At 68.1% G+C, this 22347-nt stretch carries 8 protein-coding genes; 4 read left to right on the top strand and 4 right to left on the bottom strand.

Features of this window, described 5'->3' with window-relative positions; genetic code table 11:
* Positions 1-47: 47 nt before the first annotated feature.
* The gene (locus CMC5_RS35300; protein ID WP_050434522.1) at positions 48-740 is read right to left on the bottom strand and encodes an apurinic/apyrimidinic endonuclease family protein; all 693 of its coding nucleotides are present in this window, start codon (positions 738-740) and stop codon (positions 48-50) included.
* Positions 740-1807 carry a nucleotidyltransferase domain-containing protein gene (locus CMC5_RS35295; RefSeq protein WP_050436319.1) on the bottom strand — a complete coding sequence of 356 codons (1068 nt, stop codon included), beginning with the start codon at positions 1805-1807 and terminating at the stop codon, positions 740-742. The genes CMC5_RS35300 and CMC5_RS35295 overlap by 1 nt, the downstream gene beginning before the upstream one ends.
* A gap of 515 nt (positions 1808-2322) precedes the next feature.
* Between CMC5_RS35295 and CMC5_RS35285 the strand changes: the two genes are divergently transcribed.
* From CMC5_RS35285 to CMC5_RS35275, 3 genes are all read left to right on the top strand, one after another.
* Complete coding sequence (locus CMC5_RS35285) at positions 2323-3990, top strand: DUF2169 family type VI secretion system accessory protein (RefSeq protein ID WP_050434520.1); 1668 nt, start codon at positions 2323-2325, stop codon at positions 3988-3990.
* Between the two features lie 287 nt (positions 3991-4277).
* Complete coding sequence (locus tag CMC5_RS35280; protein ID WP_082363077.1) at positions 4278-9413, top strand: non-ribosomal peptide synthetase; 5136 nt, start codon at positions 4278-4280, stop codon at positions 9411-9413.
* The gene (locus tag CMC5_RS35275; RefSeq protein ID WP_063796402.1) at positions 9406-14436 is read left to right on the top strand and encodes a type I polyketide synthase; all 5031 of its coding nucleotides are present in this window, start codon (positions 9406-9408) and stop codon (positions 14434-14436) included. Before CMC5_RS35280 ends, CMC5_RS35275 begins: the two co-directional genes overlap by 8 nt.
* On the opposite strand, the gene CMC5_RS35270 is transcribed toward CMC5_RS35275, so the two are convergent.
* Positions 14433-19436, bottom strand: coding sequence for an AAA family ATPase (locus CMC5_RS35270; protein ID WP_050434517.1), 5004 nt, complete (start codon positions 19434-19436; stop codon positions 14433-14435). The genes CMC5_RS35275 and CMC5_RS35270 overlap by 4 nt on opposite strands.
* Positions 19437-19954: 518 nt before the next feature.
* Positions 19955-20083, bottom strand: coding sequence for a hypothetical protein (locus tag CMC5_RS48785; protein WP_281180765.1), 129 nt, complete (start codon positions 20081-20083; stop codon positions 19955-19957).
* A gap of 127 nt (positions 20084-20210) precedes the next feature.
* Between CMC5_RS48785 and CMC5_RS35265 the strand changes: the two genes are divergently transcribed.
* Positions 20211-22325, top strand: a complete 2115-nt coding sequence (locus CMC5_RS35265; protein ID WP_050434516.1) for a sensor histidine kinase — start codon at positions 20211-20213, stop codon at positions 22323-22325.
* Positions 22326-22347 lie beyond the last annotated feature (22 nt).

Raw genomic sequence — 22347 nt, 5'->3', positions numbered from 1 at the left:
CCTCCAACGACGTACGAGAATAAGGGCGCTCCTGACGCTGGCCAAGCTCAATCGCAGGGCAATGCCTTGGCAGCCATCGAAATCTGCGACTGCACCTGTGCCGCAGATGCCGGAGTTTCCAGGATCACCGGTGTCTCTCGTGGGATCCACGGCGCCACTTTCTGGAAAGCGCGCACCGAACCCCAGCTCAGCAGATCATGTCGGCTCAGGGTGCTCACCTCGCTGACGTGGAGCTGCCTGAGGCGATCGCGAAATGCGCGTGCCAGGGCATAGGCCTCGGTCATGGTGCGATCGACCTGCCGCGCGTGTCCGAGATCGAAGCAGAACGAGGCCTCGGGGAGACGTTCGAAGACGGACTCCAGCTCCTCGACCGTGCGGCCGATGGGCTTTCGCTTGTCCATGTTCTCGATCACGAGCAAGGAGCCGAGCTGGCGCCACGGGGCGTAATCGTGGATGGTGTCCGGGTGGAGGACGATGGGCCAGCCGCGCTGAGAGAGTTCGAGCATCGCGTCGACGACACGGGGCTCCTCTTCGCGTGTGAACCGGCTCGGAGCGTGCACCGAGACGTAATCATAGGGTCCCAGCTCCAGCGTCGCGGCAGCGGCGAGCAGTGGAGCCACCTCGTGCATGCGGAGCGCAGAGAGTTCAATGACGCGGGTGCCGCTGCCGGCGAGAAGTGACAGGGCGTGGGGAGCATCCCCCTTGGCCAGCGCTCCGGTCGAGAATCCGCTCGCGCGCATCAGAAGACCCCGTGCGCCTTGATGAGCTGAAAGAGGATCTCGTCTTCCTTGAAGAACAGCCGATCGAGCCCCTCCTGGAAGCTGCGCCCGAGCTGCATGACCTCTCTGAACAGCGGATCCTTGCCCAGGTTGTCGTCCAGCGGCAGCCTCTTCAGCTGGGTGCGCTTCTCCTTGTCTTCGAGCACGCCCAGAAACTTGTCATAGGCGTCGAAGAGGATCCGACCCGTCTCCGCTGTCACCGCCGGCCGGAGCAGCGCTTCGGCGAGGTTCTCGAGGGGCGTGCGACGGAGGCGAGCCCGGAGCACGCGGAGGAGCGCAGGCGGGAGCGCTCTCCCTTGCATGTCGGTGAGCTGCTCGTCCTGGCCGAAGAGCACGAAGCTGAAGCAGGTGAGCAGCCCGCTGACGAAGATGAGCTTGCGGGACATGCGCAGCTTCGCATTCCGCAGGGCCCAGCCATTCGCCCGTTCGCGCTGCTTGGAGACGAAATCGACGGTGACCGTGCGCCAGTACCGCACGATGTCGTTGAGGAGCACCTGGGGAACGAGGAACTTCTTGTTGCCAGAGAAGCGGATGCCGCGATCGTCATCGATGTAGCGCGACAGGACCAGCCGCAAGACGCGCTCGTGAGCATCTTGCTTGCCGATGGCGAGGGACTCGAGCAGGAGAAGGATCCGCTGGGTGGTGTTCTTGTTCGTGTCGTCCTGTCCGCCGATCTGGTGGAGGATGGGATGACTGAACGCGAAGTTGCCGAACACGCCCGTGGGGCCCGGCTCCTGGTACGTGTTTTCCTGGAGGATCCTGGAGATGGCCTGGACCTGAGCGTAATGGGCTTCGTCGGCCTGTCCGTCGATGAGGAGCGTCCAGTCGAGATCGCTCCCGGACGTGTACTCGCCTCGCGCGAGCGAGCCGAACACCACGATGCTGGTATCGCTCGGATCCTGATCACGGAGCAGCTCACCGAGGCGGGTATGGGTCTCGTTGGAACGCTGGCGCGCCCGCGCGAGGTTGGGCCACTCCCGGCCGGTCTTCGTTTGAAGCTGTTCGATGGGGGAGCTGGTTTCTCGCATCTGGAAGGCCTCAAAGTCTAGCACGGACGAGGTCACGACGAACGCTCGCCGCGCGGCTCTTTCTGCGGTTCGATCGCGGAGCGAGGTGGTCATCCTCACGGCGGGTTCGATCGACGACGGGAGCGCGACATCGTCGATCGAGCGACGTCGTCGCCATGATCGACCGGCGTCGACATCACGCGGGATGGGAGATCTCCGAGCGGCCGACACGCACGTCGCAGGGGAGGCATGCCGGCCAGCGAGCGTTCGTCGAGGAGCGCGTTGTCTCGCGCTCGTGCTCCTCGTTGCCCCACCTGCGTCACTCCCCGGTACGCCAGGAGGAGCGACCAGGGGGCACGGTGGGAGGACGGACCCTGGACGCGAAGCCGGTGAGACGCGCGTTTGCGCTCCTTGCCAGGTGAGAGGACCCCGCATCGCGTCCGGTCCCCCCGGCATGGGCGCGCCTGCGGACATTGGCCGTCCAGGTTCGCCGATGGATACTGGATGCTGCCCTTCGAGCATGGTAATCCGGCCCGATGATTGGCGTCGGCGACTCCTGGCCGGTGCGCATCGGCGAGGTGGGGGACGTTGCCACCACGTTTGCGACGGTGGTCTGGCGCGTGCACGGTGCGGACGAGATCCGCGTTTCTGTCATCGTCAAGGCGACCCTGACGATCGTTCCCGAAGGGGAGATGGTCCCTCGCGAGGCTGATGGCCTCGTCGTGCAGGAGGCGCACCATCATGCCGACTCCCACTGCAGCTTGCGCGCCGGGAGCGACCTGGCCCCGTACCTGGGGCAGGCCGAGCTGCTGGTGACCGGGCATGCGTACGCCGCTTCGGGGACCCACACGTCGGTCGCCGGTGCGCGCGTGGTGGTGCATCGGGAAGGGCAGGTCCTCCTGTCGAAGACCATCTCGGTCTACGGGGATCGCACGCTGGACCGGGGAGGGCATCCCACCGAGCCATCGTTCTACCAGCGGATCCCCCTCATTTACGAGCGAGCTGCCTGGCACCCCGAGGTGAACCCCATCGGCGTCGATCCACGCCAGGGGGTGCCGAACCTGGTTCACGCGACCGACCCCTCGATCCCAGCATGTTTCGGCCCCCTGGCCCGGCACTGGCCTGTGCGCCGGAGGCTCCTCGGCAACCTCGACCCTCGCCAGCTCGACGGGACTCGGCTCGAGTTCCCACAGGGGTTCATGTGGGAGTACTACCAGGTCGCCCCTCCGGACCAGCGGCTCGACTTCTTGCACGGAACCGAGGGGATCTTGCTCGGCGGCATGCACCCCACCTTGCCCATGGTCCGCAGCCGCCTGCCCGGGGTTCGCGCAGTGGCCTGCGTCTACCCGGACCGAGATCGCGACGGTGAGAGGTTGCCCCTCTGGGCGGACACCATGCTCATCGACACCGATCGGCAGACTTGCTCTCTGGTGTGGCGCGGCAACTTCGCCGTGACCGACGAGGCTGCGCTGCGAACGGCGCGCGTCCGTGTCGGCGTCGAGCTCCCCGATCGGCCCGTGACCTTCCCGGGTGAGCTCGGGATTCCGCGGTCCTACACGTCGTTTCCCGAGCCCCATGTCGCTCCCGAGGCCGAGGGGGGCCCCAGCGAGCAGGAGCAAGCCGAGTACCAGGTCGCAGACGGGGTTGGGGCCCAGGACGGGCACCAGGACCAGAGGCAAGCCGAGTACCAGCTCGACGAGTACCCAGCGCAAGGGCACCTCCAGGAACAGGGGGAGGAGCTCGAGGCGGTAGAGCTGGCGGAGGTCGAGCCCGAGCAGGACATCGAAGAGCTGAACGCCGATGCGCTGGAGGCGGTCGATGACGAGGCGGTCGATGACGAGGCGGTCGAGTTGCTCGAGGAGGCCACCATCGAACCCGCCGAGGAGGCCCCCGTGGAGCCCCAGGGGACCCTGGGCGACACGGCTTTCACCCAGGACCCAGAAGCGAGGGGAGACGAGGAGAGCGACGAAGACGTCGTCGCGACCCAGGGCGTGGGTTTCCGCGCGCCGCCGCACCTCGCCCCCGTGGCCCCACAGTTCCCATACTCCGTCCACGGTGATACACCATTGCCACCCGTCCTGCCTCCGCCCGTCATTGAGCTGCCGGCTGGAGCGACCTTCCCGGAGCCTGCGCCAGACGCAGGCGAGGACGACGAGGACGCGATCGTGACCCCGCGTGGGAACAATCCGGCGCCCGCTCGATAGTCATTCCCACCTGAGGTTACGCAGGCTCCAGGTGAATGCCTGGTCGGCACATCGCGCTACATCTGCGTGCGTTCATCGGCCTGTTGCGAGAAATACCGATTAGAACGTCAGAGCGCATGAATGGCCGCCTGGCATCCAAAATGATGGAGCGGCCAGATGTTGTTCTTGACAGAAGGCGGAGCGGTCGTATCCCTTAGTGCTAGGGGGGGCGCGGGATCGTCGCGCTCCAGTCGCGTCGTGCCGATCTTGCGTGTCTATCGTCCCCGTCCATCCGGATCGGAGGTTGTATGAGACACGTCGAATCACCACCAGAACGGGTGGAGGTCCCCGCTGGAAGGGGCCTCCGTGTCCATCAGCTGTTTGCCATGCAGGCCGCGCAATGGCCTGAGGCGACGGCCGTGACGTTCGAATCGCGCTCCTTGTCGTATCGTGAGCTCGACGAACGATCCAATCAGCTGGCTCATTACCTCCAGCGCATGGGGATCATTCGTGGGACCCTCGTCCTGATCTGTCTCGATCGCTCCACGGACATCATCGTGGCGATCCTCGGTGTCTTGAAGGCGGGCGGGGCCTACGTGCCGATCGACGCTGCGCAGTCGGACGAGCGCGTCGCGTTCTATCTCTCGGATTCGCGCGCGCCACTCGTCATCTCGTCGCGCTCTCTCGGGCGAACCTGGGCCGAGCCGGTGCGTGCCGTGCTCGTCGACGAGGACGCGCAGGCGATCGCTGGTGAGCCGACCACGCCCCCGACGGTCGCAGGCTCCGACGAAGACCTCGCGTACGTCATCTACACCTCCGGATCGACGGGCGTTCCGAAGGGGGTGATGATCACCCACCACAATGTGGTGCGGTTCGTCGAGGGCACGGAGGAGCATTTCGCCATCGACCACCGGGATGTCTTCGCCCTCTTCCATTCCTATGCGTGGGACGCCTCGGTCTGGATGACGTGGGGAGCGTTGCTGCGTGGCGCCGAGCTGGTCATGGTCTCGCTCGAAGATTGTCGCGCCCTGCACCGGTTCGCGAAGGTGCTCCGTGAGCGCCAGGTCACGACCGTGCTGCTGACGCCCTCGGTCTTTCGTCAGCTGATGCCCATCCTCCTCGCTGAGCCGGTGGGCTATGCGCTCCGCTACGTCGCCATCGGTGGAGAGATGCTGAATTTCGCCTCCCTCCGCCCCTGGTTCGTGCAGATGGGAGACCAGAAGCCGAACATCATCAATGCCTATGGACCCACCGAAATCACGATCGCTTCGTCATTTCGCAGGGTCACCCGCGAAGATGCCGAGGTCGACCTGGGGAGCTTCATCGGCAAACCTGTGGCCGACACCCAGTACCTCGTCCTGGACGAGCACCTGCAGACCGTCCCCGAGGGGGAAGAGGGGGAGCTCTTCATCTCGGGAGCTGGGCTCGGGCGGGGTTATCTCCATCGACCTGGCCTGACGGCGGAGCGCTATCTGACGGGCCTCCCGGATGGGGGGCGCATGTACCGCACCGGCGATCGGGTGCGTCGCACACCGGAAGGTGACACCGAATACCTGGGGAGAGTCGACAGTCAGGTCAAGATTCGTGGTCACCGGGTCGAACCGGGTGAGATCGTCGCGCACCTGGAGGGGGAACCTGGTGTCGCTGCCGCGACCGTCGTGGCCTTTGGAGAGCCGCACGCCAAGCGACTCGTCGCCTACGTCGTTCTACATCCGGAGCACACGATGACGGCGCGCGGCCTGCAACGCTCGCTGGCACGCAGGCTCCCCGATTACATGGTCCCCTCCGTGATCATGTTCCTGGAGCGACTACCGCTCCAGATCAACGACAAGGTGGATCCGCGCGCGCTGCCTGCCCCTCGTATCGAGCTGATGCGGGCCCGGCCCCCCGAGACACCGACGCAGCGCGTGCTGGCCCGGCTCTTCACGGAAGCCCTGCGCCTGCATGACGTGGGGCTCGACGACAGCTTCCTGGATCTCGGCGGAGATTCGGTGACCGCCGCAGGCATTCTCTGGGGTATTCAGCGAGAGCTGGGCGTCGACCTGCCGTTCAGGTCCTTGCTCGACGCGCGAACGCTCGAAGATCTCGCGACGCTGGTCGAGCGGAGCGTTCCGGTCCAGGTGAATGAGCCGACCCCTCCTCCTCCCCTTTCCAGGGCGCTCTCGCTGCCCCTCTCGGCGGCTCAAGCTCAGCTCTGGCTCCAGCAGCGGCGGGCGCCGGACGTGCCTGCCTACAACGAGACGGTCGTCATCCACCCCGGGCGCTACATCGACGAATCTCTGCTGAGGCGCGCCCTCGTGCAGCTCATTCGTCGGCACGAGGTGCTGCGCTGCGTCTTCGTCGATCGGGGTGGTCAGCCCCACAAGCGTTTACTCGATGACGTCGACGTCGAGCTGTACGCGCTCGACCTCCGCGCCCTCCCGGCGCCCTCTCGCTCCGCTGCTGCTCAATCACAAGTCTCCGAAATCGCGTGCAGGCCGTTCGATCTCGCGGCTGGTCCCCTGGTCCGGTTCACGCTGGTGCGCTTCGAGGATTACGAGCACCGGCTCTTCGTGACCTATCACCACCTCATCCTCGACGGGATGGCCGTGCGAACCCTCACCGCAGAGATCGAGGCCGAATACCGAGCGCTTCGTAAAGGAAAGGAGCTTCTGCGTCTTCCCCCCGCCGTGCAGGAGCCGGAGTACTGCGCGTGGCAACGTGACGCGCTGGAGGTGCGGCGGCCGGCGCTTTTGCAGTACTGGCGCGAGCGCCTCGTCGATCTGCCGGAGCTGGCCCTGCCCACGGACCGCCCTCGGGGCTCCACGCCATCGCTCCGCGGGGAGAGCAAGGTCTGGCACCTCTCGCACGCGCTGTCGGTGCGGACCCGTTCCACGGCGGCGGCGGCGGGGGTGACCCGCTACATGCTGCTGCTCGCCGCGTTCGTCGCCTTCCTCCACCGTCACGCGGGCGGGGAGGAGGTCGTCCTCGGCACCTTCACGGGAGGGCGCACCCTGCCAGGGGTGGACTCGATCCTCGGCTGCTTCGTGAATGCGCTCGTCTTGCGCGTCCCGGTGGACAGGAGCGAGCCGTTCTGTGAGCTGCTGAGCCGCGTGAGGGAGGCCGTCACGGACGCCTACGCGTACCAGGAGTTGCCCTTCACCGAGCTGGTCGCGGCGCTCAAACCACCCCGTCACCCTGGCAAGAACCCCCTCTTCCAGGTGGCCTTCGCGGGCGATCCATTTGCCTCGCAGGGCGCGACGGCCTGGAGGGTGGAGCGCGCGAACATCGACCGGCCGACCTCGCAGTTCGACCTGACCATCCAGCTCGTCGAGCACGACGAGGCGATCTCCCTGGTCGTCGAGTACAGCACGGAGCTGTTCGATACCTCGACCATCGCGCGGATGGTCCGCCGCTACCTCACCGTCCTGGAGGGCGCACTCGCGTCACTCCAGGGGCCGGTCTCCTCGCGTGCCGGCGCCCGAGCGCGCATGCAAGGCGCCACGGTGGCCGCCCTCCCGCTCCTGCCCACGCCGGAGCGGAACGAGCTGATGCGCCTGTCGATCAACTCGGAGCCTCCGCCTGCCGACGTGACCTGCATGCACCACCTGTTCGAGGCCCAGGCGGCGCGGGCCCCTGCGGCCAAGGCGGTCCTGTTCGAGGGGGAGTCCCTGACATACGCGCAGCTCGACGCGCGAGCCAACCAGCTCGCCCATCTGTTGCGGGCGCGGGGCGTGAAGCCGGGGGTCCGCGTCGGGCTCTGTGTGGAGCGCTCGCTGGGACTTCTCGTCGCCTTGCTGGGCATTCTCAAGGCCGGTGGCGCTTACGTGCCCCTCGATCCAGCGTATCCCCCTGCGCGTCTCGCCTACCTGGTCGAGGATGCTGCCATCTCGGTCCTGGTCGCCGAGCGCCGGACGCTGGGCGTGCTCCCGGAGCACCGGGCCGCGCGGGTCCTGCTGGACCAGGATCAGGCGCTGATCGACGCGCAGCCCGTGGTGTCACCTCGGGTCGATGTCGAACCCGACGACCTCGCCTATGTGATCTACACCTCTGGCTCCACGGGGCTCCCCAAAGGGGCCATGGTCCCTCACCGCGGCCTGTGCAGCCTGGCTCCTGCGCTGATCCAGGCGTTCGGGGTGAGGCCCGAGAGCCGCGTTCTCCAGTTCGCGTCGATCTGCTTCGACGCTTCGGTCATGGAGATCCTCATGGCCTTGCCAGCCGGCGCGACGCTCGTGCTCGCGCCAGCGAGAGCGCTCCTGCCGGGGCCCGTCTTGCGCAGGTTCATCCAGGACCACGGTGTCACGGTGGCGCTCCTGACGCCGGCAGCCCTCACGGCGCTCGGCGCAGGCGACGTGGCCGTGGACACGCTGGCACTGCCCCTGGAGACGGTCATCGCCGGGGGGGAGGCGTGCTCTCCGCAGCTCGTCGCCAGCTTCGCCCCGGGGCGCCGCTTCTTCAACGCCTACGGCCCCACCGAAGCCACCATCTGCGCCACCGTCGCCGAGTGCTCCCCGGAGGGGGGGAGACCCCCCGTAGGGAAGCCGCTGAGCAGCGTCGCCTGCCTCGTGCTCGACGAGCGCCTCGAACCCGTGCCCATCGGGGTGCCTGGTGAGCTGTACCTGGGAGGTATCGGTGTCGGGCGGGGGTATCTCGACCGGCCCGCCCTCACGGCGTCACGGTTCGTCCCCGATCCCCTCGGTCGAGGGCGCCTCTACCGCACCGGCGATCGCGCTCGCTGGCGAGGGGATGGCGCGCTCGAGATCCTTGGCCGCGTCGACCAGCAGATCAAGCTGCGTGGCTTCCGGATCGAGCCTGGCGAGATCGAGGCCGAGCTCGGCGCGCACCCTGCCGTCCGCGTGGCCGTGGTCGGGCGGGTGGAGCTGGCCCCGGGGGACGCTCACCTCATCGCGTGGGTCGTCCCCCGCGAGAGCACCTCCGACACCCTCGCCGACGAGCTGAAGAGCCACCTGCGGGACCGCCTGCCGGCCCACATGATCCCCTCGTCGATCGTGCTCATGGACCAGCTCCCCGTCGCACCAGGGGGCAAGGTCGATCGCGCGGCGCTGCCCGTGCCCCAGGCCCTCGGCCCGCAACGGCCCACGGCTCCCGTCGCCCCGTCGGGGGGAATCGCGCAGATCATCGCCGACATCTGGCGGGCCGTCCTGCGGGTGGACGTGGTCGGCCTGCACGACAACTTCTTCGACCTCGGAGGCCACTCCCTCCTGATGGGGGAGGTCCACGTCCGGCTGGAGCGCGCGCTCAATACCTCGATCCCGGTCACTTCACTCTTCCAGTACCCGACGGTCGGCTCGCTGGCCGAGCATCTGGAAGGGCCACGCGAAAACAACATCAACAGCTCGTCGGGCCGCATGGCCCAGCAGAGTCACGACCGGGCCGCCATGGCCCGGGGCGCCATGAAACGAGTCCAGAACCAGGCAGCCATTCGGAGGATGCGCCATGGATAAAGAAGAACTTGATGGGATTGCCATTGTCGGCATGTCATGCCGACTCCCTGGAGCGAAGAACCCGGAGGAATACTGGCGAAATCTGCGTGATGGGGTCGAGAGCATCTCCATCGCCACCGAGGAAGACCTCATTGCGGCCGGTATTCCCGTGGCCGTGCGCAGCGATCCCGCCTATGTGCGGGCCCGCGGTGTGCTGGAGGGGATCGAAGGGTTCGACGCGCCCTTCTTCGGGTTCACCCCGAGAGAGGCGTCCTTGACCGACCCGCAGCACCGCGTCTTTCTGGAGTGCGCCTGGGAGGCCCTGGAGAATGCCGGACACGCGCGTGACGCCGAGGGAGGCGTCGTCGGCGTGTATGCCGGATCGAGCGCGAGCTCGTACCTCGATCGCATCGACGGTTCGGCCCGGCACGGGGACGCGGCGGACGACTACCAGATCGAGATTGCGACCTCGAAGGATTTCCTCGCCACCCGGACATCCTACAAGCTCAACCTGCGAGGCCCGAGCCTCAGCATCCAGACGGCCTGCTCGACGTCCCTCGTCTCCGTCTATCTCGCCTGTCAGGCGCTGCTCGTTTACCAGTGCGACACGGCGCTCGCCGGAGGGGCCACCATCACCATCCCGCAGCGCAGGGGATACCTGTACCGGGAGGGAATGATCCTCTCGCCCGACGGCCATTGTCGCGCCTTCGACGCCAGGGCGAAGGGAATCGTGAGTGGCAATGGGGTCGGCGTCGTCGTCCTGCGTCGACTCGCCGACGCGATCGCCGACGGCGATCCGATCCGCGCCGTGATCCGCGGGATCGCCGTGAACAATGACGGCGCCGCGAAGGTCGGGTTCACGGCGCCCAGCGTCGACGGTCAGGTGGAGGTCATCCTGCAAGCGATGGCCATGGCAGGCGTGGCGGCCGATTCGATCGGCTACATCGAGGCGCACGGCACGGGTACCCCTGTGGGGGACCCCATCGAGATCGCTGCACTCACACAGGCATTCCGGGCGAGCACGGAGCGCCCGCAGCGCTGCGCCATCGGCTCGGTGAAGACGAACATCGGCCACCTCGACGCCGCCTCCGGGATCGCTGGCCTCATCAAGACCGTCCTCACCCTGGAGCACGGTGAGATTCCCCCGAGCCTCCACTTCGAGACGCCCAACCCTCGCATCGACTTTGCGAACGGCCCATTCCACGTCAACAAGGCGCTGACCCCCTGGCTCGCGCGGCGGGACGCGCCTCGCAGGGCGGGGGTGAGCTCGTTCGGTATCGGTGGGACCAACGCGCACGCGATCCTCGAAGAGGCGCCCTACGCCGAACCCTCCGGTCCCTCACGCCCGGTGCAGCTTCTCTCCCTGTCGGCTCGGACTCCTGGAGCGTTGCAATCTGCCTCGGAGGCGCTGGCTCGCCACCTCGAGAGCGCGGATGCGCCTCCCCTGGCCGACGTCGCGTTCACCCTCCAGGTGGGGCGCAAGGACTTCGACCACCGCCGCATCGTCGTCGCCACAGACGCCAGAGACGCCGCGCTGGCGCTCACGGCGGCCTCACCCGGCCGGGTCTTCTCGGGAGAAGTCAGCGCCGAGCCGCCCGGGGTCGTCTTCCTCTTTCCGGGCCAGGGCGCTCAGCATCCCGGCATGGGCATCGGCCTCTACGAGACCGAGCCGGTGTTCCGCGACGCCGTGGACTCGTGCGCGACCCTCCTCCAGCCTCACCTGGGATTCGACCTGCGCACCCTGCTCTACCCCCCTGCGGGGGACACGACGGCCGCCGACATGCTCCAGAAGACGGCCGTGGCGCAGCCCGCCCTCTTCACGACCTCGTACGCGCTCGCCCAGCTCTGGCGGTCCTGGGGCGTCGAACCCAAGGCGATGGTCGGTCACAGCCTGGGCGAGTTCGTGGCGGCGTGCCTCGCTGGCGTCTTCTCGCTCGAAGATGCGCTCGCCCTGGTGGCCGCGCGCGGTCGGATGATGCAGGCGCTCCCACCCGGCGCGATGGTGGCCGTACCCCTCCCCGCAGGGGAGCTGGGGCCCTTGCTCGGGGACGACCTGACCCTCGCGGCCGTGAACGGCCCCTCACGCTGCGTCGTCGCGGGTCCCGAGGAAGCCATCCGGCGCCTCGCCGCGCAGCTCGAAGCCCGTGACATCGGCGCCCGGCGGCTGCGCACCTCGCACGCATTCCATTCCCATGCGGTCGAGGCCATCGTCGAGCCGTTCACCACCCTCGTCGCCCGCGTCTCTCGCAGCGTCCCCCGGATCCCTTACTACGCCAACGTGACCGGCCGGCTCATCACCCCCGTGGAGGCGACGGATCCTGCGTACTGGGGCCGGCACATGCGGGCCACCGTGCGCTTCGGCGCCGCGATCGAGGACATCGGCCGCCAGCCCCGCGCGGTTCTCCTCGAGGTCGGCCCGGGCAGGACGCTCACCGCCCTCGCGCAGCAGTCGGTGACGAGCACCTCCCACCACGCGGTGATCGCGTCGCTCCCCCGCCCGGACGACACCAAGGCCGATCTGGCGTCGGTGCTCGAAGCGGCTGGCCGATGCTGGATCGAGGGGGTCCCTCTGGCGGGAGCCCGGTTGCACGCCCAGGAGCACCGCCGCCGTGTCTCTCTTCCGACCTATCCCTTCGAGCGGCAGCGCCACTGGCTCGAACCCGAGAGCGTCCCTCCTCCCGCTGTCGATGCGCGGATCGGGCTGAGCATCGAGCAGGACCGGGACACCATCGCCCGCCTCGCCGAGGCTGCGGAGGCCGAGTCGCCCTGGGTACATTTCCCTGCGGGCTTCGAGCGCGCCGCGACCGAGCTGTGCAAGCGCTACATCGTGCGCTTCCTCCAGGAGCGAGGCGTCACGCTGGAGGCGGGGGCGTTCCACGACCAGCGCGAGCTGACCGAGCGGCTCGGCATCGTCCCCAAGTTCCACAAGTTCTTCGCGTTCTTCCTGCGCACCCTCGCCGAAGATGGTGTGGTTCGCCTGGACGGCGATCGCGTCGAGGTGCTGCAAGACGGCAAGCGCATCGGCGACCCGAGCACCTTCAGCGTCGATCTCGGACGCAGATACCCAGAGTTCGCCGCGGATCTCGGCGTCCTGGCCCACTGCGTCGCTCATTATGGCGACGCGCTCACGGGCCGCATCGACCCCATGACGGTCCTGCACCCGGACGGGACCGGCGATCTGCTCCGCCCCAGCGCCGAGAACTCGATGCACTACTCGAGCCAGCCGACCTACTACGCCCTCCTCGAGAAGGTCCTCGTGCGACTCCTCGAGCGCTCACCCGGTCAGAAAATCAGGATCCTGGAGGCCGGCGGCGGCTCGGGCGTGGTGACGTTCCGGCTCATGCCGGCGTTGCGAAATCGCGACATCGAGTACCATTTCACCGATCTCGGGCGCTATTTCCTCGTGCAGGCGGAGCGTCGGGCCGCGCAGGAGGGCATCGACTTCATGCGCTTCGACATGATGGACGTCTCGCGTGATCCCATCGATCAGGGCTACGAGGAAGGGTCGTACGACATCGTCCTCGCCTACAACGTGATCCATGCGACGCCTTCGGTGAAGGACAGCCTCACCAACCTGAAGCGCCTCCTCGCGCCGGGTGGCGTGATGGTCGTCCTCGAAGCCACGCGCGCTCCGCGCTGGTACACGATGATCTGGGGGCTCGAGGCCGGCTGGTGGTACTTCGCCGACGAGGCGCTTCGTGCGGCCTCCCCGTTCCTGATGCCGGCGCAGTGGGAGAGCGTGCTCCGCTCCATCGGCTTCTCCGCCGTCGAGGTCTGCCCTGCGGCCCTGGAGCAGCAGACCCGCACGGACTGCACGATGCTCCTCGCCCAGGAGCCGTTCTCCAAGCAGGCCCGTGCGGCGGCTCGTCCGGGAGCCGCTCCGCGAAAGAGGTCGGACGTCGCGCCCGACGTGAGCGCGGACTCGATCCGGCACTCGAGCAGCGCAGCCCCCGTGGCTCCCCGCAACGACATCGAGCGAGAGGTCGCAGCGATCTTCCGCGACGTCCTCGGGATGGAAGCTGGCCTCGACGACGACTTCTTCAAGCTCGGCGGCGACTCCTTGATGGCCATCCAGCTCCTCGCGCGGCTGCGCAAGGCATTCGACAAGCCGCTCACCCAGCACACCCTCCTCCAGGCCCCCTCGATCGCCGCGCTGGCACGCCTCCTTGCCGACGAAGCTGCAGCCACCGAGCGTCAGCGCCTCCCTCCGGAGCTCGTGGAGATCCAGCGCGGCGCCTCGGGGCGGCCCCCGATCCTCCTCATTCACCCCGCGGGTGGGCACATCTACTTCTATCGCGAACTCGCCCAGGCCCTCGGCGCCGAGCAGCCCGTCTATGGCGTGCGCGCCATCGGGCTCGAGGAAGGCGAGACCCCCTTCGACCGGATGGAGCCCCTCATCGCCCACTACCTCGCCGCGATCCGGGCCTTTCAGCCTTCGGGTCCCTACTACCTGGGCGGTTCATCGTTCGGTGGGGCCGTCGCCTACGGCATCGCCCAGGCGCTCCGCGCCTCCGGGCACGACGTCCCGCTGCTCGCGATCTTCGACTGTGCCGTGCCGAGGCGGCTCCCGGAGGAGCGGATCGAGGACGACGAGTCGTCGATCCTCGCCTATCTCCTCCGGGTCGGTGCTGGCGTCGAGACCTCGGCAGATGCCCTCCGGGCCATGCCTAGCGACGAACGGCTGCGCCGTTTTCTGACGATCGGCGGCCGCGCGGCCGGCTTGCCCGAAGAAAAGAGTGATCTCGACGAGCTTCGGCGCCTGCTCGGCGTCTTCGAGGCCAGCGTGCATGCGCTGCGCCGCTACGAGCCGGAGCCCTACCCGGGCAAGATCCTCTTCCTGCGCGCCAGGCAGCGGGACGCCTGGAATCCGCCCGATCCGGAAGCCGGCTGGAGCGAACTGGCCACCGAGGGGCTGGAGGTTCACACGGTCCCGGGGAACCACATCACGATGAACCTTCAGCCCCACGTCTCGGCCCTGGCGGCGCGCCTGCGGGTTCACCTCGTGCCCCCTCGGACGACACCGTACACGCTCCCACGGAACTAGAGCGATCGACGAAGCGCGCGCGTCCCGGCTGCGTCACGCGCCGGACGCCCGCGCGAGAGCCCCGGCGCATTCCGCTCCAGCCGCATGCACTCCAGCAACGCCTCGCGCAGGTTGGCCAGCGTCACGATCGCCGAGAGGTCCACGCCGAGCATGACGATCGTGCGCGCCACCTCCGGTCGGATCCCGACCACGATGCTCCGCGCCCCGAGGAGCTGGATGGCGCCTACGATCCGCATCAGGTGGAACGCCGTGCGTGTGTCGACGGCGTCGACGCCCGTCAGATCGATGATCATGTGGCGGCACGCCGTGCGCGTCACCTCCTCCAGCACCACCTCCATCATCTGCTCGGCCCGCTGCTCGTCCACCGAGCCGAGCACCGGCATGGTCAGCACGCCTTCCCACACCGCGATGATCGGCGTCGACAGCTTCCGGATGGACGCCTGCTGCGCCTCGATGATGTCGAGCTTCTCTCTCAGGTCCGCCTCGTAGGCCTTGCGATCGGTCACATCGAACAGGAACCCGCCGATGACCGGGGCGCCCTCGTCCCTCCGGGCGCTGACCACATTGTGCATCCACACCGTGCGCCCATCGGCGGCGAGCATCCGGAGATCGAAATCCTCGCCAGCGCGTGCGCTGACCAGGTAGTCGCGCGCTCGCTCGTACTCGCCGGGGGCCGCATGCGTCCGGAGGAACCCCTCCTCGTACCACTGCTCCTGCGGGTACCCCAGCATGGTCACCGCCTGCGGCCCTACGTAGGTGAAGCGACCCGTCGTGATCTCCAGCTCCCAGGGAACCACGTTCGCCGTCTCCACCAGCCGCTGGAGCCGCTCCTCGCTCTCGCGCAGCGTGCGCTCCACGTGCGAGCGCTCGGCCGACTCCTTGGCGAGATCGGCGGCGAGGAGCGCGTTCTCCAGCGAGACCGCAGCGAGGAACTCCAGCAGCACCAGCCGCCGCGGCGTGAACGCGCCGCGCACGAGGCGGTTCTCCAGGTACAGGATCCCGGCCACCTCTCCTCGCCGGATGATCGGCGCGCACAGCAGCGAGCGGGGCAGCGAGCGCGCGATGTACACGTCTCCCGTGAACGTGAGCTGCACCTGGAGATCGTCGAGGACCACCTTCTCCCGCGTCCGCTGCACGTAGTGCGCAATCGACAGCGGCAGCGCCGTCGGTGATGGCACCGTGTGCTGCTTCGGGATGTGGACCCGCACCCCCTGGTTGTCCAGCGTGGTCTCCGCGGCGAGCGTCAACCCGGTCGGTGACGGCAAGAGCAAGCTGCAGCGCTGGGCACCCGCGTGCTCCACGAGGATGCGCATCAGCGTCGCCAGGAGCTGGTCGGGCGCGATCTCGCTGGAGATCGCTTGCGATGCCCTCACCGCGGCGAGCGTGTCGATCGGTTCGGCGTCATCGCTCGCGGCCGGCGTGCTCTCCCGCGGACGCTCCAGCAAGTGCGGGTAGAGGGCGTCGAGCTGACGCGCCTTGGCCAGCGCCCCCCACCGCTCGTACGCTCGGCGCGCCTCCATCATGAAGGCACCGGGCATCACCGCGAAATCGCCGCCGAGGTAGAAGCGCGCCGCGAGTTCGCAGGCGATGCCCTCGTCGTGAGGGAACCCGGCAGCGCGCGCGGTGCGGATCGCCTTGTCGTAGAGCTTCGCCGCCTCGATCTCCCGCCCGTCGAGGCGCGCGACCTCGGCCATGACCAGCGCGTACTTGGGCTCGAAGTTCTCCGCGCAGAGCTCCGCATAATGATGCAGCTTCTGCACGCGCCCATCGATGGACGCCCGGAGCGCGTCCCGCGTCGCCCCCTCCGTGGCCTTCTCCAGGAGCGCCACCTCGGTGAGCGCGGCGTAGGCGTGGAACGCCACATCGACGACGCCCGGCAGGCTCGCCCACGTCGCCTCCTCGGTGAGCTTCACCGCAGCGAGCGCGCCCTCCAGATCGTTCCCCAGATAGCGCGACTGAACGACATGGGCATAGTACCAGTAACGCACCAGCGGGATCTGGTTGCCGATGACCCGCTCATTGAAGTCCTGCTCGTCGAAGCCATCGCCGCTGAGCGACGCGATGCTCGCGGTACCGCCCCGCAGTGCATAGACGAACCGCTGGATGCCGAGCACCATGTCGGCCGCGTGCTGCAGCTTCGCCTGGTTCGCGAACTGAAGCCCCGAGAGCGTCCCCTCGAGCACCGCGTTGAGCGGAGAGCCCTTGAACAGCGAGACGAACACGTACTGGAGCAGGTTCGACGAGGCATAGAGCATGTTGCCCAGCTCCTGCCCACTCTTGAACCCAATGCGGAAGTATTCGAGCGCCTCCCCGACGTGGCGCGTCCAGACGAGAATGGTCGCCCCGAACAGCCCCATCACCTCCGAGACGAACGCCCCGAACCCAGGCCGCAGCACGAGATCGCACGCGAGCTTCCCGAACTGATACCCCTCCCGGTACGACGAGAGGAGCGAGCAGAGAATCTGCCCGAAGCTCGCATAGCCGTGTGCCGATGCCGCCGTGTTTCCGTGCTGAATGCTGAGGCGGACCATGCGCATGACCACGAGGTTCGCCAGCAAGGGCTGGGTATAGACCGTCGCCGGATAGATGCTGGAGAGCAGCTGCATCGCCGCGACGACCTCGGGATCCGACATCTCGGGCAGGTGAATCAGGTCCTCAATCGACCGATCACCGAGCTGAGACCGGACCCGCTCGACCTCCGCGCTGAACTCCTCCTGCCCTGGATCGGTGGGCAGATCGATGTCGAAGAGCTGCAGGCACCCGAGCGCCGTCTGGATGGCCGCCTTGTTGTCGCCCCGCGCCGTCGAGAGCGCGATGCGCAAGCGGCACGCGGCCGCGCGCTCGATCTTGGTCGTCGCGCGCTCCAGCAGGATCGCGGTCAGCCGCTCCGCCTCCTCGGCGCCGCCGCTCAGGAACTCGCAATCGGCGAGCTCCTGGTGCAAGTGGAACGCCAGGGCGTGCTCGAGGTCCCAGCCCTCACCAGGGAGCAGCGAGATGCCCGTCGTCAGGTAGCTGATCGCCGTGCGCGGCGTGTTCGCGCTCCGGGCCTTCTGGCCAGCCCGGGCGTTGAGCTTGGCGACCCGCAGGCGGTCCTCCAGCGAAGCGATCTTCGAGGCGCCCAGGTTGAGCTGGTTCACCACATCGAACAGCCGCGCCTCGAGTTCCTCCTCCGGCGTGTGCTTCAGCAGGTGGAAGCCGATGTCCAGGTGCTTCGCAGCCCGCTCTTCCTCCGGGATGAGGCCATAGGTCACCTGCTGGACCCGATCGTGGAGGAACCTGTACCCCAGCGGTCGCTGCAGGAGGAGCCCTCCGGCGAGGGCCGGCTGCAGCGCCCGGCGCAGCGCCTCGGGGCTCTTCTCGCAGAGCGAGGCGAGGAGATGCACGGTGAACTCCCGGCCGATGCACGCCGCGTGCTTGAGGATCTCCTCGGTCTCGCTCGGGAGCCGGGTGATCTTCGTGACCACCACGTCGACCCGATCGTCCGTGATGTCCCGGGCCTCGATCTCCTCGATGTTCCACCGCCACGTCCACGTCCGCTGATCGAACCGGATGAGGTGCTCCTGATGGAGCGTGCCGAGGACCTGCGTCACGAAGAAGGGGTTCCCGCCCGTCTTCGTCCAGAGCAGCGTCGCGAGGGGCTCCACGTGGGCCGGGTCGCCGCCGAACATCCCGGCCAGGTACTCGATCAGCTCCGCGGTGCGGAGCGGCTTGATCTCGAGCGAGGTCACGGGCACCCCGGCGCCCTTCATCTCCTCCACCGCGACGCTCAGCGGATGCGCGGCGTTCACCTCGTCGCTGCGGTACATCCCGATCACCGCCACGTCGGTCGCCCCGGGGTGCGTGAGCAGGTGCTGCAGCAAGTTCAGGCTGCCGAAGTCCGCCCATTGCAAGTCGTCCACGATGAGCACCACCGGGCACGCGCGCCTGGCGAAGACACCGAGCAGCTCCCTGAACGCCGCGTTGAAGCGATTCCGCGATTCCCCGGGGGGCAATGGATCGAGCGGCGGCTGCGGGCCGATGATGATCTCGAGCTGCGGGAGCAGATCGACCACGACCTGCCCCTTCGACCCCAGCACGGCCTTGATCTGCTGCGCCGTGGCTTCGAGCTCCGCGTTTCCCAGCGCCATGGTCTGCCGGATCAGCGCCCCGAACGCCTGCGTGACCAGCCCGTAGGGGATGTCTTGCTTGTTCGGCTCGAACCCTGCCGACAGGAAGAGCGCCTCGTCCGCGCCGACCTTCTTGCGCAGCGTCGTGACGACGGAGGACTTGCCGATCCCGGAGGGACCGCTGATCAGCATCAGCTCTGGCGCCCCCGTCCTCCCGACCCGCTGCACACCGTCGAGGAGCGCCTGCGTCTCCCGACCGCGCCCGTACATCCGGCTCGGGGCGCGAAGCTTGTCCCATACGTCCCGTGCGCCGAGCGGAAATGGGTCGATGTGCCCCGTCGCTTCCAGATCGGAGAGGCAACGCGCGAGATCGTGCTGGAGGCCTCGCGCGCTCTGGTATCGCTCGTCCGGGGCCTTCGCCAGCAGCTTCGTGACGATATTGCGCACCACCTCCGGCACGCGGGGGACGATTTCTTCGAGCGGCCTCGGCGCGCGCGCCACGTGGCAATGGACCCACCCGAGCGCGTCGTCGGCGGTGAACGGTTGCGCGCCGGCCAGCAGCTCGTAGAGCATCACGCCGAGCGAATAGAGATCCGTTCGATGATCAATCGACGCGTCGATGCGCCCTGTCTGTTCAGGGGAAATGTAGGGCAAGCTGTCGAGCGGGAGCTTGAGCGCAGAAGGAGAAGGATCGAAGCCGCGGTCGACCCCCGTCAACTGCACCTCTTCCGTCGACAGATCGATCCGCAGATTCTGTGGACGGATGTTTTGATGAATGAGCCCGCTCTGATGCAGCTTCGCCAGCGCTTCGGCAGCGGCGGCGGCGACGCGCAAGAACTGCTGAAGCGATTCCGTGCTTGCAGAACGACGGAGAATAGAATCGTCAGCGTGCATGGCGGCAACCTACCAGAGCGTCCGTTCCCGCGGTACGCTGAACAGCCCGCCTTGACGCGCTGCTCACCCTGTGGGTGACCGAGTCCTGAGCTGGGTGGATGTGTCCTGCGAGGATTTCGAGCGCAGATCGCCTCGGTCTCGGGATCGTGTCTCATCGAGAGCATGTCTCACCGGTAAATGAGGAGCCTCGGGGGGTCGGAGAGGCACGCCCTTCGATTGCGCGTGACGATAACGTCGTCCCTCGCTGGAGGGGGGCGCTCGCGGGCGTTTGCACCGCGGTCTCCGCGACCGACGCCGCGTCTGCGTGGAATGGAGTATTCGTCGACACGGCGGACATGACCCGCGAGCTGTCTGCGCTCGCGGAGCCGGGCGGAGTCCCCTCATGAGTGGGGGGCATTGCGCGCTCCATGGCTGTGCGCCTCGCAGGAGCCGCCGGATTGCGCGTCGTCGTGCGGCGGCCGAGCGATCGACGCGTTCGTCGCCGCGCCCATTCCTCGCCGACCCTCGGCCGAGAGCGCTCAGGCGGCGCCGCACCCGTGCTCCGTGCGTGCCTCGTTCATCTCCGTCTCCCGGTCGACGACGAGCGCGGTGACCGTGCAGTTGTCGGTGAATCGGGAACTCCTCGACCCGGACGGCGGATGCGACATCGAGGGAAGAAGTGTCCTGCGCATTCAGTGGCTCGCGAACGATGGGGGAAGCAAGCCGTGTGGCGTTCGGGTGCTACGCTTTAGGGCTTGGTGAGGAGGCGGGCAGTGCTCCGCGCTGGAGAGTGGGATGCTACTGCGGGCGCTGCGGTACAGCTTCGCCGTCGTCGCGGCCACCATCGCTGTGGGGTTGGCAGCGCTCGCGGCAGAGCAGTTCGGTCTGGAGAACGGCTACTTCATGATCCCGCTCGCCGCGGTGATGGTGGTGGCCTTGTCCTCCGGGCGCGGCCCTGCGCTGCTCACGGCCGCGCTCAGCGGTGTGGGGACGACCTGGGCCGTGATGGCGCCTCGCCTCCAGCTCATGCTCGAGTCCCGTACCGACAAGGCCGTATGCCTCATGTACGTCGTCCTGGCGGCGGCCATGGCGCACATCGGCGCATCGGCTCACGAGTCGTACACCCGCGTGCAAGCCGCCCGCGTCGAGGCGGATCAGGCGCTCGTCCGGCTCCGTGATCTTCAGTCGGTGACGGAGACCGCGCTGGAGGACCGGCCCTTGCCCGAGCTGCTCCAGGAGCTCCTTGCGCGTGTCGCCCGGATCTTTCGCGCCGACACGGCCATGGTGCTCCTGCTCGACCAGGACCGGGAGTCGCTCGTGGTCGCTGCGGCGGTGGGCATCCCCAGGTCCGCGTGGCGATCGATCCGGCTCTCCCAGGGCGCCGGGCTCGCAGGACAGGTCTTCGTCAGCCGCCGCGCCTGGCGCGCCGAGGAGCTGTCCGAGGAGGAACATCGCGCGCTGGATGCCTCCTCGGAGAGCCGCTCCGCGGTCGGCGTCCCGCTCCTCGTCGAGGGGCGGGTTCTCGGCGTACTCGATCTGGGTACCAGCGAGAACCGCCGCTTCTCCGACGAGGACGTGGCGCTGCTCGAACTCACCGCCGTACGCATTGCGCGGGCCGTCGAGCGGGTGCGGCTCCACGAAGCGGCGGACGCGCGCGCCAGGCAGCAAGCCGCCATCGCCGAGCTGGGCCAGCGCGCCATCGGTGGCGAGCCCATCGCCTCGTTGATGAGAGAGGTCGCCACGGCCGTCGCGGCGGCCCTGAGGGTCGATCTCGTCTCCGTGCTGGAGCTCGCTTCCGGCGGTCAGGAGCTGATCCGGCGCGCCTTCGTCGGTGGGGAGATGCCGATCGACCCGATCAGCGCCGGCGTGGAGACGCAGGCCGGCTACGCCCTGCGCCACCGAGGCCCCGTGGTCGTCGAGGACTTCCGCGAGGAGAGCCGGTTCCAGGGCGCCCCTTGCATCCAGCAGATGCAGATCATCAGCTCCATGTGCGTCACCATCACCGGCGCGACCCAGCCGTTCGGGGTGCTCGGCGTGTACTCCCGCACCAAGCGCATCTTCAACGAGGATGACGTGCATTTCCTGGAGGCCGTGGCGAACGTGCTCTCCGAGGCCGTGCGCAACCACGGCGCCATCGCCATGGCGAGGGAAGCCGAGCGCCAGATGGAGCGGCTCTACCAGGAAGCCATGGAGGCGGTGCGCATCCGCGAAGAGTTCATGTCCATCGCCTCGCACGAGCTGCGCACTCCCTTGACCCCCCTCTCCCTCCAGGTGGGGAGCCTCCAGCGCACGCTCCGCAACGATCCCGGCCGCCTCTCCCCCGAGCGCATGCTCGAGAAGGTCGACGTGGTCGCCCGGCAGGTGGCGCGGCTGCACCGCCTCGTCGGCGACCTGCTCGACCTCTCCCTCCTGACCGCGGGGAACATGAAGCTGCGCCGGGAAGAGGTCGACCTCGCGTCGGCTGCGCGCGACGCCGCCCACCGGTTCCAGGAGATGCTGTCGCGGGCCGGGTGCGAACTCCACCTCTCCGTGAGCGGCCCCGCGAAGGGCTGGTGGGACCGGACCAGGATCGACCAGGTGCTCACCCACCTCCTCTCCAACGCCATCAAGTACGGCGCCGGCGCGCCGATCGACCTCCTGGTCGAAGGGGACGAGTCCGCCGTGCGGATCGTGGTGCGGGACCGGGGAATCGGCATCCCCGTGGAACAGCAGACCAGGATCTTCGGCCGCTTCGAGCGCGCCGTTTCCGAGCACCACTACGGCGGCTTCGGTCTCGGCCTGTGGATCGTGAAGCAGATCCTCGACGCCCTCGGCGGGACCATCACCGTGCAGAGCGCGCCCCAGCAGGGCTCCACCTTCACCGTCGAGCTACCCCGCCGCTCGACCGGCACCGACGCCGCCGCGGCCTGAGCCTCGCATGGTAGCGTCGCCG

The organism is Chondromyces crocatus (assembly GCF_001189295.1).
Classification (GTDB): domain Bacteria; phylum Myxococcota_A; class Polyangia; order Polyangiales; family Polyangiaceae; genus Chondromyces; species Chondromyces crocatus.
The sequence above is the reverse complement of the archived record's forward strand: the minus strand, read 5'-3'. Positions and strand labels throughout refer to the sequence as shown.

What these genes read in the sequence shown, in the direction of transcription:
- CMC5_RS35295 (WP_050436319.1), bottom strand. Translation starts at nt 1,807, where the DNA reads ATGCGAGAAACCAGCTCCCCCATCGAACAGCTTCAAACGAAGACCGGC.
- CMC5_RS35270 (WP_050434517.1), bottom strand. Translation starts at nt 19,436, where the DNA reads ATGCACGCTGACGATTCTATTCTCCGTCGTTCTGCAAGCACGGAATCG.
- CMC5_RS35300 (WP_050434522.1), bottom strand. Translation starts at nt 740, where the DNA reads ATGCGCGCGAGCGGATTCTCGACCGGAGCGCTGGCCAAGGGGGATGCT.
- CMC5_RS48785 (WP_281180765.1), bottom strand. Translation starts at nt 20,083, where the DNA reads ATGTCGCATCCGCCGTCCGGGTCGAGGAGTTCCCGATTCACCGACAAC.
- CMC5_RS35265 (WP_050434516.1), top strand. Translation starts at nt 20,211, where the DNA reads ATGCTACTGCGGGCGCTGCGGTACAGCTTCGCCGTCGTCGCGGCCACC.
- CMC5_RS35280 (WP_082363077.1), top strand. Translation starts at nt 4,278, where the DNA reads ATGAGACACGTCGAATCACCACCAGAACGGGTGGAGGTCCCCGCTGGA.
- CMC5_RS35285 (WP_050434520.1), top strand. Translation starts at nt 2,323, where the DNA reads ATGATTGGCGTCGGCGACTCCTGGCCGGTGCGCATCGGCGAGGTGGGG.
- CMC5_RS35275 (WP_063796402.1), top strand. Translation starts at nt 9,406, where the DNA reads ATGGATAAAGAAGAACTTGATGGGATTGCCATTGTCGGCATGTCATGC.